General features: G+C 64.3%; 20 protein-coding genes. 9 read left to right on the top strand and 11 right to left on the bottom strand.

The genetic code is table 11. The annotated features are described in order from the left end of the window. Positions 1 to 2: 2 nt before the first annotated feature. The 4 genes from IM784_RS13850 to IM784_RS13835 form a co-directional block, all read right to left on the bottom strand. Complete coding sequence (locus IM784_RS13850; protein WP_328799543.1) at positions 3 to 635, bottom strand: MT-A70 family methyltransferase; 633 nt, start codon at positions 633 to 635, stop codon at positions 3 to 5. Positions 636 to 639: 4 nt separating this feature from the next. Next, on the bottom strand, positions 640 to 1,689 hold the full coding sequence (locus IM784_RS13845; protein WP_199555925.1) for a ribonucleotide-diphosphate reductase subunit beta: 1,050 nt from the start codon (positions 1,687 to 1,689) through the stop codon (positions 640 to 642). An 82-nt stretch (positions 1,690 to 1,771) separates the two neighbouring features. Further along, positions 1,772 to 2,050: a hypothetical protein gene (locus tag IM784_RS13840; protein ID WP_199555924.1), complete on the bottom strand. Its 279-nt coding sequence runs from the start codon at positions 2,048 to 2,050 to the stop codon at positions 1,772 to 1,774. A 417-nt stretch (positions 2,051 to 2,467) separates the two neighbouring features. Next, complete coding sequence (locus IM784_RS13835; RefSeq protein ID WP_235977288.1) at positions 2,468 to 4,345, bottom strand: ribonucleoside-diphosphate reductase subunit alpha; 1,878 nt, start codon at positions 4,343 to 4,345, stop codon at positions 2,468 to 2,470. A 409-nt stretch (positions 4,346 to 4,754) separates the two neighbouring features. Here IM784_RS13835 and IM784_RS13830 point away from each other — a divergent pair, with 409 nt between their 5' ends. Then, positions 4,755 to 6,272, top strand: coding sequence for a fumarate hydratase (locus IM784_RS13830; protein WP_199555922.1), 1,518 nt, complete (start codon positions 4,755 to 4,757; stop codon positions 6,270 to 6,272). Between the two features lie 446 nt (positions 6,273 to 6,718). Here IM784_RS13830 and IM784_RS13825 read toward each other — a convergent pair whose 3' ends face one another. Next, entirely contained in the window at positions 6,719 to 7,036 is a 318-nt protein-coding gene (locus IM784_RS13825; RefSeq protein WP_199555921.1) for a GIY-YIG nuclease family protein, read from the bottom strand. A 181-nt stretch (positions 7,037 to 7,217) separates the two neighbouring features. Between IM784_RS13825 and IM784_RS13820 the strand changes: the two genes are divergently transcribed. Genes IM784_RS13820 through IM784_RS13810 form a run of 3 tightly spaced genes read left to right on the top strand, consistent with a single transcriptional unit; the run spans position 7,218 to position 8,385 of the window. Next, entirely contained in the window at positions 7,218 to 7,409 is a 192-nt protein-coding gene (locus IM784_RS13820) for a hypothetical protein (RefSeq protein WP_207791764.1), read from the top strand. A gap of 8 nt (positions 7,410 to 7,417) precedes the next feature. After that, positions 7,418 to 7,723 (top strand): DUF2306 domain-containing protein, encoded by a 306-nt coding sequence (locus IM784_RS13815; protein ID WP_199555919.1) that lies wholly within the window; start codon positions 7,418 to 7,420, stop codon positions 7,721 to 7,723. Continuing rightward, a complete protein-coding gene (locus IM784_RS13810; RefSeq protein WP_328799541.1) occupies positions 7,720 to 8,385 on the top strand; it encodes an HAD family hydrolase in 666 nt (221 codons plus the stop codon). The genes IM784_RS13815 and IM784_RS13810 overlap by 4 nt, the downstream gene beginning before the upstream one ends. Positions 8,386 to 8,393: 8 nt before the next feature. On the opposite strand, the gene IM784_RS13805 is transcribed toward IM784_RS13810, so the two are convergent. Continuing rightward, positions 8,394 to 9,884 (bottom strand): hypothetical protein, encoded by a 1,491-nt coding sequence (locus IM784_RS13805; RefSeq protein ID WP_199555917.1) that lies wholly within the window; start codon positions 9,882 to 9,884, stop codon positions 8,394 to 8,396. A 218-nt stretch (positions 9,885 to 10,102) separates the two neighbouring features. Between IM784_RS13805 and IM784_RS13800 the strand changes: the two genes are divergently transcribed. The 4 genes from IM784_RS13800 (at position 10,103) to IM784_RS17475 (ending at position 12,463) form a co-directional block, all read left to right on the top strand. After that, positions 10,103 to 10,780 (top strand): PEPxxWA-CTERM sorting domain-containing protein, encoded by a 678-nt coding sequence (locus IM784_RS13800; protein ID WP_235977287.1) that lies wholly within the window; start codon positions 10,103 to 10,105, stop codon positions 10,778 to 10,780. A gap of 111 nt (positions 10,781 to 10,891) precedes the next feature. Further along, on the top strand, positions 10,892 to 11,398 hold the full coding sequence (locus IM784_RS13795; protein ID WP_199555916.1) for a RidA family protein: 507 nt from the start codon (positions 10,892 to 10,894) through the stop codon (positions 11,396 to 11,398). Between the two features lie 2 nt (positions 11,399 to 11,400). Then, on the top strand, positions 11,401 to 12,234 hold the full coding sequence (locus IM784_RS17480; RefSeq protein WP_268920858.1) for an MBL fold metallo-hydrolase: 834 nt from the start codon (positions 11,401 to 11,403) through the stop codon (positions 12,232 to 12,234). Next, positions 12,194 to 12,463, top strand: a complete 270-nt coding sequence (locus tag IM784_RS17475) for an MBL fold metallo-hydrolase (RefSeq protein WP_268920857.1) — start codon at positions 12,194 to 12,196, stop codon at positions 12,461 to 12,463. The genes IM784_RS17480 and IM784_RS17475 overlap by 41 nt, the downstream gene beginning before the upstream one ends. Before the next feature lie 172 nt (positions 12,464 to 12,635). Here the strand turns inward: IM784_RS17475 and IM784_RS13785 are convergent, their stop codons facing one another. Further along, a complete protein-coding gene (locus IM784_RS13785) occupies positions 12,636 to 13,973 on the bottom strand; it encodes a serine hydrolase domain-containing protein (RefSeq protein WP_199555915.1) in 1,338 nt (445 codons plus the stop codon). 67 nt (positions 13,974 to 14,040) lie between these two features. Then, positions 14,041 to 14,262 (bottom strand): hypothetical protein, encoded by a 222-nt coding sequence (locus IM784_RS13780; RefSeq protein ID WP_199555914.1) that lies wholly within the window; start codon positions 14,260 to 14,262, stop codon positions 14,041 to 14,043. Positions 14,263 to 14,393: 131 nt separating this feature from the next. On the opposite strand from IM784_RS13780, the gene IM784_RS13775 reads away from it, so the two are divergent. Next, positions 14,394 to 15,026 (top strand): glutathione S-transferase family protein, encoded by a 633-nt coding sequence (locus IM784_RS13775; RefSeq protein WP_199555913.1) that lies wholly within the window; start codon positions 14,394 to 14,396, stop codon positions 15,024 to 15,026. Between the two features lie 135 nt (positions 15,027 to 15,161). Here IM784_RS13775 and IM784_RS13770 read toward each other — a convergent pair whose 3' ends face one another. The 3 genes from IM784_RS13770 to IM784_RS13760 are packed head-to-tail and all read right to left on the bottom strand — an operon-like array spanning position 15,162 to position 16,507. After that, positions 15,162 to 15,407, bottom strand: coding sequence for a hypothetical protein (locus IM784_RS13770; protein WP_199555912.1), 246 nt, complete (start codon positions 15,405 to 15,407; stop codon positions 15,162 to 15,164). Between the two features lie 9 nt (positions 15,408 to 15,416). After that, positions 15,417 to 15,611 carry a toxin-antitoxin system HicB family antitoxin gene (locus IM784_RS13765; protein ID WP_199555911.1) on the bottom strand — a complete coding sequence of 65 codons (195 nt, stop codon included), beginning with the start codon at positions 15,609 to 15,611 and terminating at the stop codon, positions 15,417 to 15,419. An 11-nt stretch (positions 15,612 to 15,622) separates the two neighbouring features. After that, positions 15,623 to 16,507, bottom strand: a complete 885-nt coding sequence (locus IM784_RS13760; RefSeq protein ID WP_199555910.1) for an SPFH domain-containing protein — start codon at positions 16,505 to 16,507, stop codon at positions 15,623 to 15,625. Positions 16,508 to 16,590 lie beyond the last annotated feature (83 nt).

The raw sequence follows: 16,590 nt of genomic DNA, 5'->3' as shown, positions 1-16,590 counted from the left end.
TATTATCTATTGTGGACTGCCCGGCTATTATAATTGTACGTCGCCCAACCAATGTCATAAATTTCTGCTTGATTGCCCCATGTTTCCCAACCCGACCTGCCGCCACGCGCAAATAGTTCTAAGCAAGGTCCGCTACTGCACGATTCAATGATATCATATAGTTCATCCGGTTTCCGGCTGTGTTCACGTTTTCTTGTCGCGAGAAAATTGACCTGCCTTCGCCCCGCAGCAAGTGTTCTGGCACCTTTTCCTCTTATCCCAAATAGCACCACTTCCGTTACATTTCTAAAATAAAATCCCACACCTCTACCGTCAGGGCCGCCATCCTTACGAATTTTATGCCATACTAGATTAGTTTTGTACTGAAATCCCCAAGCTTCCATCACCTCAAGGCCTTCCGCAAGAAGTGCGTTTGGAACCCAGAGATACAGGTGTGCAGGCTCATCGGCAACCTGACTTACCGGCAGAGCTTTTATTTCTTCTAGAGACATAGTTCCATATCGGCTCAGGCGATGATGTTCTGGAGCCATTTTTCCTGTTCGATTGGCGAACCGCCACGGCGGGTCAGCCAGTATAGTTTTAAAGCGACGACCTTCGAATGTCGTAGCGAAATCTTTGACCGCTGATAGTGTCACAACCTTACTCCGCAGCCCCAACCCCACCCAACAAATCCGCCTCAACCACCCCATCGTTCGCAGCCGCCACAACCTTCGCGCTCTGCCTACGATCAAAGCTCTCCCAGACCTCGTTCCAATTCCCCTTGGTCGCCGCCTTCGAATATTCGGTGGCGCGGGTTTCGAAGAAGTTGGCGTGCTCCACGCCGTTCAGCAGCGGTTGCAGCCAGGGGAGCGGGTTTTCGTCGATCAGGTAGATCGGTTGCAGGCCCAGCTGGCGCAGGCGCCAGTCGGCGATGAAGCGGATGTATTTCTTGATTTCCTTGGCGTGCATGCCCGGCACCGGGCCCATTTCGAAGGCGAGGTCGATGAAGGCGTCCTCCAGGCGGACGGTTTTCTGGCAGACGTCGGTGATGTCGTCCTTCACGCTCTTGGTGAGGCAGCCGCGTTCGGCGCAGAAGGCGTGGAACAGCTTGGTGATGCCTTCGCAGTGGAGGCTTTCGTCGCGGACGGACCAGCTGACGATCTGGCCCATGCCCTTCATCTTGTTGAAGCGCGGGAAGTTCATCAGCATGGCGAAGCTGCCGAACAGCTGCAGGCCTTCGGTGAAGCCGCCGAACATGGCGAGCGTGCGGGCGATATCGGCATCGTTATCCACGCCGAAGGTGGCGAGATAATCGTGCTTGTCGCGCATTTCCTTGTAGTTGAGGAAGGCTGAGTACTCGCTTTCGGGCATGCCGATGGTGTCGAGCAGGTGCGAGTAGGCGGCGATGTGCACCGTTTCCATGTTGGAAAAGGCGGTGAGCATCATCTTCACTTCGGTGGGCTTGAACACGCGGCCGTATTTGTCGTGATAGCAATCCTGCACCTCGACATCGGCCTGGGTGAAGAAGCGGAAGATCTGGGTGAGCAGATTGCGTTCGTGCTCGTGCAGTTTCTGCGCCCAGTCGCGGCAGTCCTCTCCGAGCGGCACTTCCTCTGGCATCCAGTGGATCTGCTGCTGGCGTTTCCAGAAATCATAGGCCCAGGGATATTCGAACGGCTTGTAGACGCGGGAGGCTTCGAGGAGGGACATTGGGCGAAATCCTTGGGGCTTTAAGAACGAATGTAGAACGAATGCGGGGTTTTCGAAAGAGGTCGGGCGTTGTCTGCGCGCGCTATCTTCGCCCCAGAATGCCGCTGCCGCCGCCGAATGCGCCGGCGCCGAGCGCAAAGCCGAAATTGTACCAGCCGCCATTGTTGGGGACGGCGTAGACGGAGATCGTGTCGGAGAAGAGCGAGCCGATGAACGAGAAGACGATCACGAAGCCGTGAAAGAGACCGAGGAAGAAGCCGGGGGCGCCGGGTTGGGCCGTGGCGGGGAGCTGGTGGGCGCAGGCTGCGAGGAGGAGGAGGGCGGCGAGCGTGCCGATTTTTGCGAGGGTGGCGCGGTTCATTGGGCTGGCACCTGCTGGGGGAGGTTCAGAATGCGGCGGCGCGGCGTGTAGCGGGCCGGGGCGCGCATGGCTGTGCGATGGCGCTTCAGACGGAGGAGCGTGCGGGTGCGCAGGATCGGGTGGTGGCGGCGCATCATCGAGATTGCTCCCCGAAGAAAGCTGGGCCCCGGATCAAGTCCGGGGCGACGGTGGGGTTGTGGCCTGAGGCAAGGTTTGAGGGTGCAGGGAAATCATTTCCCTGCCCGCCGGAGGCACAATCCGCCCTCACTTCTTGTCCGGTTTTTGCGTTAGTGCAGATGCCGCAAGAGACTTGATCTCGCTCTTTGAAAGAGAGCCCGGATCCTTCAGTCCTTTGCTCGCAATTGACGCGACCCTCGAAGAAGTCGATTCAGGTTTTTTTCCCATACCAGCTTCCTTTTACTGACAGGCCAGGCACTCGTCGTAATCCTTCTGCTCCAGCTCGATCTGGCGGAGATCCGGCGTGTTGTCAGCCTCTACGGCTCCGGCGAAGCCGGCGCGTTGGATGGACTTGGAGCGGAGGTAGTAGAGCGACTTGATGCCCAGTTCCCAGGCGCGGAAGTGGAGCATGAGGAGATCCCATTTTTCCACGTCGGCGGGGATGAACAGGTTCAGCGACTGGGCCTGGTCGATGTAGGGCGTGCGGTCTCCGGCGAGTTCGAGGAGCCAGCGCTGGTCGATTTCGAAGGCGGTCTTGAAGGTTGCCTTTTCGTCGGGGCTGAGGAATTCGAGATGCTGGATGGAGCCGCCTTGTTCGAGGATGCTGCTCCAGACGGCGTCGGAGTTCTTCGCCTTTTCGATCAGCAGTTTTTCGAGATAGGGGTTCTTTACCGAGAAGCTGCCCGAGAGCGTCTTGTGGGTGTAGATGTTGGCCGGGATCGGCTCAATGCAGGCGCTGGTGCCGCCGCAGATGATGCTGATCGACGCCGTGGGGGCGATCGCCATCTTGCAGCTGAAACGCTCCATCACGCCGCGGTCTGCGGCGTCCGGGCAGGGGCCGCGTTCGGCTGCGAGGAGCATCGAGGCTTCATCCACCCTGGAGCGGATGTGGCGGAACATGCGGAGGTTCCACGACTTGGCCATGGCGCTTTCGAAGGGGATGCCGCGCGCCTGGTAGAAGCTGTGCAGGCCCATGACGCCGAGGCCGACGGAGCGCTCGCGTTCGCAGCTGTATTTGGCGCGGGCCATTTCGGGGGCGGCGCGATCGATATAATCCTGCAGGACGTTATCGAGGAAGCGCATGACGTCTTCGATGAAGCGCGGGTCGGCGTTCCACTGGTCCCAGGTTTCGAAGTTGAGGCTGGAGAGGCAGCAGACGGCGGTGCGATCGTTGCCCAGATGGTCGGTGCCGGTGGGCAGGGTGATTTCCGAGCAGAGGTTGGAGGTGGAGACCTTCAGGCCGAGCTCGCGGTGGTGCCTGGGCATGTTGTTGTTCACATGGTCGATGAAGACGATGTAGGGCTCGCCGGTGGCGAGGCGGTTTTCGACCAGCTTCTGGAAGAGGGCGCGGGCGTCTACCTCGCCGCGCTTTTCGCCGGTTTTGGGGGAGACGAGATCGAAGGGGGCGCCGGCGCGGACGGCCTCCATGAAGGCATCCGTGACGAGGACGCCGTGGTGGAGATTGAGCGCCTTGCGGTTGAAATCGCCCGAGGGTTTGCGGATTTCGAGGAATTCCTCGATCTCGGGGTGGTTGATGTCGAGATAGACGGCGGCGCTGCCGCGGCGGAGGCTGCCCTGGGAGATGGCGAGGGTGAGCGAATCCATGACGCGGACGAAGGGGATGATGCCCGAGGTCTTGCCGTTGAGGCCGACCGGTTCGCCGATGCCGCGGACATGGCCCCAATAGGTGCCAATGCCGCCGCCGCGGGCTGCGAGCCAGACGTTTTCGTTCCAGGTGTTGACGATGCCTTCGAGGCTGTCGCTGACGGAGTTCAGGTAGCAGCTGATGGGGAGGCCGCGACCGGTGCCGCCGTTGGAGAGGACGGGCGTTGCCGGCATGAACCAGAGGTTGGAGATATAGTCGTAGAGACGCTGGGCGTGCTCGGCGTCGTCGGCATAGGCGGCGGCGACGCGGGCGAACAGGTCCTGGCAGGTTTCGCCGGGCAGCAGATAGCGATCGGCAAGGGTTTCCTTGCCGAAGTCGGTCAGCAGCGCATCCCGCGACGGATCCGTGGCGACCGGAAAGCGCGGGCCGAAGATGGCGTGCGAGGCCGGCGTTGCCCCTGTTGCAGCAGCCTCTGATTCGGGCGGCGTCTCGCTGCGTTGGAAATCCATCATGTCCCCTCTCAAACGTCTTTCTTTGGGGTGGTCGGGCCAGGTGCCCGTTGCCATCCAATATACTGCGACCAGCCTGATTCTGCGACCTTCCCGACCCCTTTCGGTTTGGAAGATGGCGCCGAAGCAGACACAATTTGTGGGGGCTTCGTTCCCCCCGAACACTAGGGATAGTGCCAAATCCGTGCGGCGTTGCAAGCGGGTAATTTTTGCTTGCGGGCATTGACAGCAAAGTTTCGGTCCCGCGCCGGGACCATTGCAGGGCTGTGACGGCGGGCGCCAGTGGCGATGGCGGTTATGCCGGCGTTCTCCCGGATTCGTGCACAGCTTTCGAATGCGGTCTTTCCGGAGGCGGCGGGATGGGGTTAAGGCGGCGCGACACGAGACGACAAGACGCCGGGAGCGAACACCGATGACCCTGATCAAGAGCGACGATGTGATCGAAAGCGTCGCGGATGCGTTGCAGCATATCAGCTATTTTCACCCGCTGGATTATATCGAGGCGCTGGGGACGGCCTATGATCTGGAGGAAAGCCCGGCGGCGAAGGATGCGATTGCGCAGATCCTGACCAACAGCCGCATGTGCGCCGAGGGGCATCGACCGATCTGCCAGGATACCGGGATCGTTGCCGCATTCGTGAAGGTGGGGATGGGAGTGACCTGGGACGGGCGGATGACGCTGGACCAGATGATCAACGAGGGCGTGCGCCGGGCCTATAACCATCCGGACAACAAGTTGCGCGCCTCGATCGTTGCCGATCCGGCATTCGGGCGCGTGAATACGCGGGATAATACCCCTGCCGTGGTGCATGTGGAAATGGTGGAGGGGCACCATCTGGAGATCGCGCTGGCGGCCAAGGGTGGCGGCAGCGAAAACAAATCGAAGTTCGTGATGCTGAACCCGAGCGATTCGATTGTCGACTGGGTGGTGAAGACGGTGCCGTTGATGGGCGCCGGCTGGTGCCCGCCCGGCATGCTGGGGATCGGCATCGGCGGCACCGCCGAAAAGGCGATGGTGATGGCCAAGGAATCGCTGATGGGGCCGATCGACATGGCCGCCCTGAAGGCGAGAGGCCCGATGAGCCGGATCGAGGAGCTGCGGATCGAGATCTATGATGCGGTGAACGCGCTGGGGATCGGGGCGCAGGGGCTGGGTGGGCTTTCCACCATCCTCGACGTGAAGATCCTGGATTGCCCGACGCATGCGGCCTCGAAACCTGTGGCGATGATCCCGAACTGTGCGGCGACGCGGCATGCGCATGTGCATCTGGATGGATCGGGGCCGGCCTTTCTGCCGGCGCCCGATCTGGCGAAGTGGCCGAAGGTGGACTGGAAGCCTTCGCCTGAGGCAATCCGCGTCGATCTGGATAGGCTGACGCCTGAGATCGTTGCGAGCTGGCAGCCGGGTGATCGGCTGCTGCTGAACGGCAAGATGCTGACCGGGCGCGATGCCGCGCACAAGCGGATGGTGGATATGCTGGCGCGCGGAGAGAAGCTGCCGGTCGATTTCACAAACCGCGTGATCTATTATGTCGGCCCGGTCGATCCGGTGCGCGACGAGGTGGTGGGGCCGGCCGGGCCGACGACCGCGACGCGGATGGACAAGTTCACCGAGACGATGCTGGCCGAGACCGGGCTGATCGCGATGGTGGGCAAGGCCGAGCGCGGACCTGCCGGGATCGAGGCGATTGCCAGGCACAAGGCGGCCTATCTGATGGCTGTGGGCGGGGCTGCCTATCTGGTGGCGCGGGCCATCAAGGCGTCGAAAGTGCTGGCGTTTGAAGACCTTGGCATGGAGGCCATTTACGAGTTCGAGGTGAAGGACATGCCGGTGACGGTGGCGGTGGATTCCACTGGGACCAGCGTGCACAAAACCGGGCCTGAGATCTGGCGCAAGAAGATTGCCGAGAAGCAGGCGGAGATGGCTTGAGGGTGAAGGGCTTCGACAGGCTCAGCCTGAGCGGGCTTCGATAGGCTCAGCCTGAGCGGGCTTCGACAGGCTCAGCCTGAGCGGGCTTCGACAGGCTCAGCCTGAGCGGGGTTTGGCTGGAGAGGGGTGGATAGGCTTGACCTTGCGGGCTTCGACAGGCTCAGCCTGAGCGGGGTTCGGCTGGAGAGGGGCGATAGGCCTGGCCTTGCGGGCTTCGACGGGCTCAGCCTGAGCGGGTATTGCGGTTGAGCGGGCGGGCTCGGACTGCGCGGGGTTGAACCTGGTTCGCTATCTCGCTCCTGCTGCCCTTCGAATTAGCGCGCATGCTGCCTTTCGAATTACCGCTAATCCTGAGCCCGTCGAGCCCGCTCATGCTTAGCTTGTCGAAGCACCGCTCATGCTGAGCTTGTCGAAGCCCGCTCATGCTGAGCTTGTCGAAGCACCGCTCAGGCTGAGCCTGTCGAATCCCGATGGGGTGGCGCGCCTGCCTTGGCGCTGGCCAGTTGGCTGACCAGTTCCCAGTTGCCGGCCATCATTGCTTCCTTCTTCGCCCGGCTCCAGCCCTTCAGCTGGCGTTCTGCCGCGAAGGCATCGTCGCGGGTCTGGAAATGCTGCGACCATAGCAGTGTGACGGGTCGGCGCCGGCTGGTGTATCCGCCTCGCGTGCCTGATTGATGTTCGGCGAGCCGGTGTTCGAGATTGTCTGTGTGGCCGACATAGTAGGAGCCGTCTGCGCAACGCAGGATATAGGTGTGGAAGGCCATGGAGTGCGTTGGTTGCCATGGTGGATGGGCTTCGACAAGCTCAGCCTGAGCGGTGCTTCGACAAGCTCAGCCTGAGCGGTGCTTCGGCGGGCTCAGCTTGAGCGGGCTTCGACGGGTTTAGTCTGAATGAATTGCGTCGACGCCTCGTTCTGGCCTAGGCGGCGGCAGGAGACTTGCGTGCATGGACCAGCCGGGGGGCGTTTTGCAAAAACCAGTTCTGGAGCGGGTGCTGCCCGACCGCGTGATTGGCTGGCTGGCGCTTGCCTTGCTGGCGGTGGTGATTGTTGCCGTGCTGCGGGGGCGGGGGGATTGGGCTTTGCCCACGCCTGCTGTGTGGGCGCATCTGTTGCTGGCGATGCTGGTGCTGGCTTGACGCCGGTGATGTTGTGGCGGGCGAAGGGGTCTGCTTCGCACCGGGTGCTGGGGTGGGTCTGGGCGCTGGCGATGCTGGCGCTGGCTGCGATCAGTTTCGATATCCGGATGTCGAAGAGTGGCGGCTTCAGCCTGATCCATCTGCTGTCCTTGTGGGTGGTGATCGCCGTGCCGCGATTGATCTGGAGGGCGCGCCGGCATGACGTGAAAGGGCATCGGGCGATGGTGCGCGGGCTTTCGATCTTTGCCTTGCTGGTGGCGGGCTTCTTCACCTTTCCCTTTCATCGGATGCTTGGGGTCTGGTTGTTCCAGTGATTGGCTTGCGCGGATTTCGCCCGAAGGCTGTTGCCTTCGACATGGACGGGCTGCTGCTGGATACCGAGCGGCTGACGCGCGAGGCGATGGACGTGGAGGCGGCTTCGCGCGGGCTGGCCTTTGACGACGGGCTGTTCATGGGGCTGGTGGGCGTGGACGAGTTCGGCACGCGCAAGCGGCTGGCCGAGGTGTTTGGCGCCGATTTTCCCTATGACGAATTCCGGGTCGCCTATCGGGCGCGGGTGCGGGAGCTGGTGCGCGCCGGCATGCCGATGCGGCCGGGCGCACGGGAGATGGTGCAGGCGGTGAAGGCGGCGGGCTTGCCGATCGCCGTCGTTACCTCTTCGTGGCTGGCGCAGGCGGAGCCGCATCTGACGCAGGCAGGGATCTGGCCCTTGCTGGATACGGTGGTGGCGCGCGACGATGTGGCGAATGCCAAGCCTTCGCCCGAACCCTATCTGCTGGCGGCGGAGCGGCTGGGGTTTGCGCCCGCCGACATGCTGGCCCTGGAGGATTCGCATAGCGGCGTTCGCTCTGCGGCGGCGGCGGGGATGCGGGTGGTGATGGTGCCCGACCTGCTGCCGGCGACCGACGAAATGCGTGTGTTGGCAACGGCGGTGGCGGATGATCTGCACGTGGTGCGGCGATGGTTCGTTGGCTGACTGTCGCCCTATTTGCCAGCGGTCTGCCGCTCCGTGAGGCTGTGCAGCAGGCGGGAAGGCTGGATGGCGACGCTGCCGGGCCAATCTGCGTGACGGGCCGCCACCTGCACGGGGCGGGATTCGCCGAGCCAGCTGACGCGGGCTGAGACGGTGAGCGGACCGGGAGCCATCGCCTCGAGGCTGTGGCCGCGGATTTCGATTGCAGCGGAGTCGAGGCCGATGCGCAGTTCGATGGAGGGGGCGATGCGGAACAGCGGCAGGCCGCCCGCCGTGACGGTGAAATCCGGGTAGATGGTGAGGACGACGCTGTGCGGGGCGAGCGGCGTGTGGCCACCGGCGGCGATAGCGGCGGGCAAGTCCCGGGCGCGGGCATAGGCATCGGCCAGAAGCGGAGCGAGTTCGAACAGCAGCGCTTGTGACAGGCCCCGGGCGATGGACTCGCGGAGCGGTTGTAGGGTCTCGCCGCCGCCGCCGAAGCGCTGGCCGCGTCCGCCGAGCGCCGCGGTGCTGGCCTGGGCGACGGTAGTGGCGGCGATCCAGTCCACCACCGGGTCGATCGGGTGGATGAGATCGGCGACGATCGGGACCGGCTTCAGCTTGGTGGTGACGGGCTGGCCGTCGGCGGGCATGGCCGGGCCGAGCGCGGCCGCGGTCATGGGGCGGCCGATGGCGAGCGACATTTCGGTGCCGGAGCTGGGGGGTGTGGTCTGGGTAGCCGGGCGGGCGGCGGCGCGGCGGCGGCCGAGCAGCCATAGCGCGAACATCAGCACGGCGGCGAGCAGCAGGGCGGATGAGGCGGCGAGGAGCCAGGGAAATGGACGGCTGGGTGACTGGATTGCCGCTTGTTCGGCCGGAGCTGCCGGTTGGGGTTGCTCGACGGCCGGCGGTGGAGGCGCGAGTGAAGGCGTGGCGGTTTCCGGCAGGGTGGCGGCAGGCGCGATCGTGGGGGACGCTTGGGCAGGCGTTTCCGGTTCGGCTGGCTTTGCCGGCGGCTTGCGTTCAGCCCTGGGCTTTGGCGGGCCTGCGGAGACGGAGACGCTGATCGGCGCACCGCAGCGGTAGCGGCCGCCCTGTTGCGGGCTTTGCGACAGGAACATGTTGGCGGCGAGCGGCGAGGCTTCCTTGCGGATGGCGACGCGGACGGGGATGTTGCAGAAGTCCGACGCCTGCTGCTCGAAATGGGCGCGGTGGCGCGGTTCGATGAGGGTGGGGACGACGAGTTCCGGCGGGGCCGGACCAGCGGAGACGTAGAGCGTGACGGCGGTAGCGTCGCAGCCGACCCGGGTGCCGCGTTCGGGGTGCTGGCCGATGACTTCGCCGCCCGGCTTGGTGGAGGGGCGGCTTTCGGTGATGATCCGGGGTTCCTTGCCGCAGGTTTCGCGGGCGCGCTTCAGGTAGCGGTTGAGATCCGGGATGCTGGAGAGATTGGGCACGCGGATGGACTGGCTGGAGGACTGCGCCGCCAGCGGGGCCGGCAGCAGCAGGGGCGACGCGACCAACGCCCAGCCGCCAATGAACCTGGCCAGCAGCTGAATCCCAGAAAAGCCCATCGACACCCAACCGATTGTTGTCCCCGTTGTTCCCGCATCACTGGTTTACAGATTTCGGGCGCACAGATGTGTATGCAGCATCGGGTGTAAGGCGTGCAACAACAACGGTTTCAACGATAATGGACTGCAGCGCAAAGGCTGCGGCAAGAACGGGTAAGGGTCGCTGGATGAAAAATGCTCTGCTGGGGTCGACCATCGTCGCCCTTCTCGCCACCACGCTGGTTTCGCCTGGCGCCAAGGCCGCCGAGCTGCTGACCAATGGCGGCTTCGAAGATCTGGCCGCGGCGGCGGCGCCGGGATCCTATGGCACCTACGCCTATCCCGAAGGCACGATTGCCGGCTGGACCTTCTTTGGCGCCGGGCTGATCGATGGCACCATGGCGACTCCCTGGTTTGGCGGCTCGGCGCCGACGGGCTTTGCCGGGGCGCAATATGGCTTTGTGCAGGGAACCGGCTGGCTGGTGCAGAGCTTTACCGCCGACGCGACGGGCACGCTGGACATCAGCTGGCTGGAAGGCTCGCGCCCGGACATTTTCGGCGGCGGCTATAAGGGCGATCAGACATATGAAGTGTGGTTGAGCAGCAGCCTGCTGGGGACTTTTTCGACTGCGAGCGGGCAGAATTTCGTTGGCCGCGGGCTGAGCGCGCTGGTTTCCGGCGGGCAGAGCTATACGCTGGCCTTCCATGGGCTGTCGCAGAGCGACAATACCGCGTTTGTGGACAATGTGAGCGCCAGCATCACGCCGACGGGCGGCGTGCCCGAGCCCGGAACCTGGACGATGATGATCGCCGGTTTCGGCATGGTCGGGCTGGGCATGCGTCGCCGGGTTCTCACCACCGCTTAAGCGTTTCTCCACCAGTGGAGACGGGCCATGCGCTGTGAGGGCCGCATGGCCCTTTCGCGTGCCCGATTGCTGCCCTAGGCTTGCTCCCGGTTCAATGTTTCGGGGGTTTGCATGCGTATCGGATTGATGGTGCTGGCGGCAGTTCTGGCTTCGCCGGTTATGGCGGAGACGCCGGAGCAGCGGCTGGCGGCGAAGGGCTATGTGCTGCCGGAGCCGGTGAAGCCGGTGGCGACCTATGTGACGTCGGCGCAGAGCGGCAATCTGCTGTTTCTGTCGGGGCATGGCCAGTGCGGGACGCAGGCGAACGGCAAGGTGGGGCGGGACCTGACCGTGGAGCAAGGAAGGGCCTCTGCCGAAAAGGTGGGGCTGTGCATGCTGTCCACCATCAAGGCGAGCGTCGGCGAGCTTTCGAAGGTGAGGCGGTTCGTTCGGATTCTGGGGTTCGTGAACTCCACAGACAGTTTCACCCAGCATCCGCAGGTGGTGAACGGCTTTTCCGACCTGATGGTGGTGGCCTTTGGCGAGGGTGGCAAGGCGCCGCGCAGTGCAGTGGGAGCGCCCAGCCTGCCGATGAACATTCCGGTGGAAGTGGAAGCCGTGGTGGAGCTGGCTGACTGAGGATGGCCTGGCCCTGGTGGATCCTGATCGGCTTCGGCTCGCTTGCGGGCGTGGTGCTGCTGCTGGTGTGGCTGGCGGACCCGGGGCCGATGAAATATCCGGTTTCCGACCATTTTGACGGCGAGCGCTTTTTCATGCCGGAAGGTCGGCCGGTGGGGAACACGTCCCTGGGCGCGGTGCTGAAATGGCAATGGGAGCGCGAGCCGGCGAAATGGCCGGAGACGGTGCACGTGCACCCTGCCCTGCCCGAAGCGCGGGTGGCGGGCCGGCGGATCGTTGCGACGATGGTGGGCCATGCCTCTGTGCTGGTGCAGACCGAGGGGCTGAACATCCTGACCGATCCGCTGTGGAGCGAGCGCGCGGGCCCCTTCAGCTTTGCCGGGCCGAAGCGGGTGACGGAGCCGGGAATCCGGTTCGAGGATCTGCCGAAGATCGACATCGTGCTGGTGAGCCATGGCCATTGGGACCATCTGGATGTGCCGACCCTGAAGCGGCTGCGGGAGCGGGATCGGCCGAATATTTTCGTGCCGCTGGGGCATGGCGAACTGCTGGCGAAGAACGGAATCGAGGCGACGGAGCTGGACTGGGGACAGCCGGTTGACGCCGGGCCGGCGAAGCTGGAGGCGGTGCCGGTGCGGCACTGGACGTCGCGCTGGGGGGCCGATCGCAACCGGGCGCTGTGGGCGGGCTGGCAGGTGACGCTGCCGGATGGGATCGTCTATTTTGCCGGCGACACCGGCTATGGCGACGGCGGTTTTTTTCCGGAAGGTGGGGGAACGGGCGCGGGCGGCTGGCTTGCCGATCCGTTTGGCGCTGCTGCCAGTCGGGGCCTATGAGCCGCGCTGGTTCATGGCCGAGCAGCATATGAACCCTGAGGAAGCCGTGAAGGCCTTTGCCGACCTGGGCGCCGAGCAGGCGGTGGGCATCCATTGGGGCACGTTTCAGCTGACCGACGAGGGACGCGATGCGCCGGTGGTGGCCCTGGGGCAGGCACTGGATGCGGCGGGCATCGCGCATCATCGCTTTCCGGCACTGGAGCCGGGCGAGCGGGTGGAACTGCATTAGACGACCGGCGCTGCAGCCGGTTGGAGCCAAGTCCGTAGCGGCTTTCGCAAAACAGCTGGGCTTGAATTTTGTGCTGCGTCGGCGGCAGTGCCAGCCTTCCCCAAGAGCAAGTTCAATCCCATGCCAGGCCTTTTCATCCTCCGCCCCGGTCGGTGCGCTTGCCCGTTGGCAATCAGCGGGACGTCGTCAGATGCTGTGCGACGGCGTCGTAGGCGGGAAGGGTTGTTGCATTGATGGCGCGGTTGCTGGCGACCGGGTGGCTGGCAAAGCGGGCGATGACCAGATCGTGTTTGGGATCGATGTAGATGCCCTGCCCGTGCACGCCGACCGCCATCGTCTGCCCGCCGGCGCGGTGCCACCACTGGCTGCGGTAGCTGCCGCCATCGAGGCCGGGATATTTGGTGGCAGCGAAGGCAGCTGCGTCTCCGGGGGTGAGGATCGCCTTCGCGACGGCAGCCGGCAGGATCTGCCTGCCGTTCCAGCGGCCACCCAGCCGGATCATTTCACCGAAGCGGGCCATGTCGCGGAGCGCGACGTTCATGCCGCCGCCGCCGAAGGCCGTGCCGATACGATCGATGTTGAGCGTTGCGTCCTGCTCCATGCCCATAGGTTGCCAGAAGCGGCTGGAGATCTGCATGGCGAGCGGGGCGCCGCCAACGCGCTCCACCACCCATTGCAGGGCCATGGTGTTGGGCGTGCGATAGACGAAGTTGCCGCCGTGCCGGCCGTTGGCGCCGAGGCTGGCCGCGAAGGCAAAATTGCCGTCCGGACCAGAGAAGCCGGGCGGATTGGGGGCCATCCCGACGGCGAACGCCATGCGGTTGACATCGGATAGGCCGCCGCCGGCATAGTCTTCGTTGAAGGCGATGGCTGTGCGCATATCCAGCAGCTGGCGCAGCGTGGCGCTCCCGAAGCCGGATTGGGCGAGCTCGGGGACGTAGCTGGCAACGGTGCGGCTGTCGTCGAGCTTGCCTTCGTGGATCAGCAGCTCGGCCAGGGTTCCGACGAAGCTCTTGGTGACGGACATGGCGATGTGGCGGCCTTCGGGCCGGAGGGCGCCGGCATAGCGTTCGTAGACGACGCGGCCCTTGTGCAGCACGATGATGCCGTCGGTGTAGTTGGTGTCGAAGGCCTGGCCCCAGGTCATGGGTTTGCCCTCGAACGTGGTGAAGGCGACGGTATCGAGCGGCTTTTCCGCGCGCGGAAGTGCGGAGGGCACGCCGGCGCGGTGGATGGTGGCGGTGGGGACGAGCGCCTGCTGGTTGGAGAAGGCCCAGCGGGTGTTGGGGAAGGCCCACATCGAGCCATTGTCCCAGCGGACCTGCTTGTCGGCGGGGACCGGGCTTCCCTGCATCAGGCCGGCTTTCACAGGGTCGGACAATTTCGCCGGATCGGACGATTTCACCGGATCTGACGATTTCGCCGGATCGGGCTGGGCGGCGGCAAGCGGTGGCGTCTGGGCGGCGGCGGTTGTGGCCAGCAGTGCGGCGGCTGCGACGATCCTGAGCATGGTTTCCCCCCGTTTTTCGGTTTGTTGCGGGGGAGGCTAGGAGCCTGTCAGGAGGGGTTCAACCCCTTCAATCGTCCTGGATTGCGCGGCGGGCCACTTCGGTGGCGCGGGTCTGTTCGGCGCCGAACGCACCGGTCTGGGCGGTGGGCGGCGTGTAGTTTATCATCCGCGCGGAGCCTTCCTCGATCACCGCTTCGTTGGGGGCTGCGCCGGCAAAGGCGACGCCGGCGACGACTACACCCAGGAGGATGAATCCGAATATCGGGCGGCCTTGCCTTTCGCTGATCATCTCGTCCTCCTTTCGTCTGCATGAACGGGTTCATCCCGGAAACGAGGCAGGGGCGCAGCTGTTCCCGAGGTGGTTTGCGAATCGCGATTGTTCTTGTTATGTTCTGAAACTTGGCGGCAGGGAGCAGCGGCATGGGCGAGATAATCTTCTATACGAATCCGCAGTCGCGCGGGCAGACGATGCGCTGGATGCTGGAGGAGCTGGGGCAGCCCTATGAGACGGTGATCCTGCAATATGGGACGACGATGAAGTCGGCCGATTATCTGGCGATCAATCCGATGGGCAAGGTGCCTGCGATCCGGCATGGCGGGCAGGTGGTGACGGAGTGCGGGGCGATCTGCGCCTATCTGGCGGATGCCTTTCCGCAAGCCGGGCTGGCGCCGCCGGCCGGTGCGCGCGGGGCCTATTATCGCTGGATGTTCTTTGGCGCGGGGCCGGTGGAGAGCGCCATCATGGACCGCTATCGGAAGATCGAGATCCCGGACGAGCAGAAGGTGATGGTCGGCTATGGAAGCTGGCAGGATGTGGTTGGCGCGCTGGAAAAGGCGGTAAGCGCAAGCGAGTGGATTGCCGGCGACAGCTTTTCGGCGGCGGATGTCTATGCCGGGGCGCAGATCGACTGGCCGTTGCAGTTCGGGATGATCGAGCCGACGCCGGCACTGACGGCCTATGTCGAACGGCTGCGGGCGCGGGACGCCTACAAGCGGGCCAAGGCAATCGACGCGGCGCTGGTGGAGGAAGCCAAGGCTGCTGCCGGGGACTGAATCCGTTTCATTTTCGTTTGAAAGCGCCTGCCCGCCTTTGGGTCAGGCGCGTGCCGAGGGTGGGCGGGAATCCCCTCTCCTCCTGCCTCCCTCGGCGCGTTTCCATTGGAGGTTCACGCCTCAGTCTGGCTTGCCCTAGTCTGGCTTGCCGTTGCGGCGGAAGCGCCAGCCGCCCCTGGTGGTGCGGGCTGCCATGAGCAGGAAGCTGGCGGTGGCGGCGATGAAGAGCAGGATGGCGCCCTCCGGGGTTTGGCGGGCGATCCACGGCGCGGTGGCGATGGCGGCAATGTAGGCGATGGTGAGCGCCCAGCCCTGCCAGCTGATGGGCGGGCCGCTGCCATAGCCGTTGCGCTTGGCTTTGAACCAGCCGTCTTCTGACATCGATGCTCCTCAGCCTTTGATTGGGCGGCCGCGTCTTGGCGGTTCGGCGGGGGTCAGTTTTACGCCGCGACGGGCGAGGGCTTCGCGCAGGAGCGTTTCGATCTGGGCGTTGGTGCTGCGGAGATCGGCCGCGGCGCTGCGCTCGATCGCGGCATGGAGAGCCGGATCGAGGCGCAGCGGATAGGCCTTTCTGGAATCCGGCACCTGTCCCCGCCCTACTGGTAGAGGGTGCCGGCGTTGAGGATCGGCTGGGCGTTCTGTTCGCCGCAGAGCACGACCATCAGGTTGGTGACCATGGCCGCGCGGCGTTCGTCGTCGAGATTGACCACGTCCTTTTCGCTGAGCTGGGCAAGCGCCATTTCGACCATGCCGACTGCCCCTTCGACGAGCGTCTTGCGGGCGGCCACGACAGCTTCGGCCTGCTGGCGGCGGAGCATGGCGCCGGCGATTTCCGGGGCATAGGCGAGATGGGTGAAGCCGCATTCGTCCACCGTGATTCCGGCGACCGAGAGCCGCGACTGCAGCGCCTGCTTCAGCTCGTGGCCGACTTCCTCGTGGTGGCCGCGCAGGGTGATGTCGTGATGTTCGAAATCGTCGTAGGGATAGCGGGCGCCGATGGCGCGGATCGCCGCCTCTATCTGGGCGAGGACGAACTCGCGATAATCATCGACATCGAACAGGGCCTGCGCCGTGTCGCGGACGCGCCAGACCACCTGGGCTGCCATCTCGATCGGGTTGCCGCGCAGGTCGTTCACCTTGATCTGCTGGGAGATCAGGTTGTTGGCACGGACGCTGATCTTCTTGCGGGTCATCCACGGCCAGGTCCAGCGCAGACCCTCGGTGCGGTCGGTGCCGCTGTAGGCGCCGAAGAGCAGGATGGCGACGGCCTGGTTGGGCTGCACCATGTAGAAACCGGGGAGGATGAAGAAGGCGGCGAGCAGCAGCGGAATGGCAAGCGGCATGGCGCCGGTGCGGAACGTGAGGATGCCGGCGACGATGGCGCCGAGCAGGACGGCCAGCAGCAGCAGGCCGTTCATGGTGGTGGCCGGACGCTCGCGGCTGGCGGACAGGCTGGGTATGGCGGGCAGATTGTCTGGCATGTCGCTCCCCTGAAATTTGATATTAAAATGATATCATATTTTCTGATTGCGACAAGCGGATTCGGGAGGCCTCGGCTTGAACT

The organism is Sandaracinobacteroides hominis (assembly GCF_016464365.1).
Lineage (GTDB): Bacteria > Pseudomonadota > Alphaproteobacteria > Sphingomonadales > Sphingomonadaceae > Sandaracinobacteroides > Sandaracinobacteroides hominis.
This window is presented reverse-complemented; position numbering and strand designations above follow the sequence as displayed.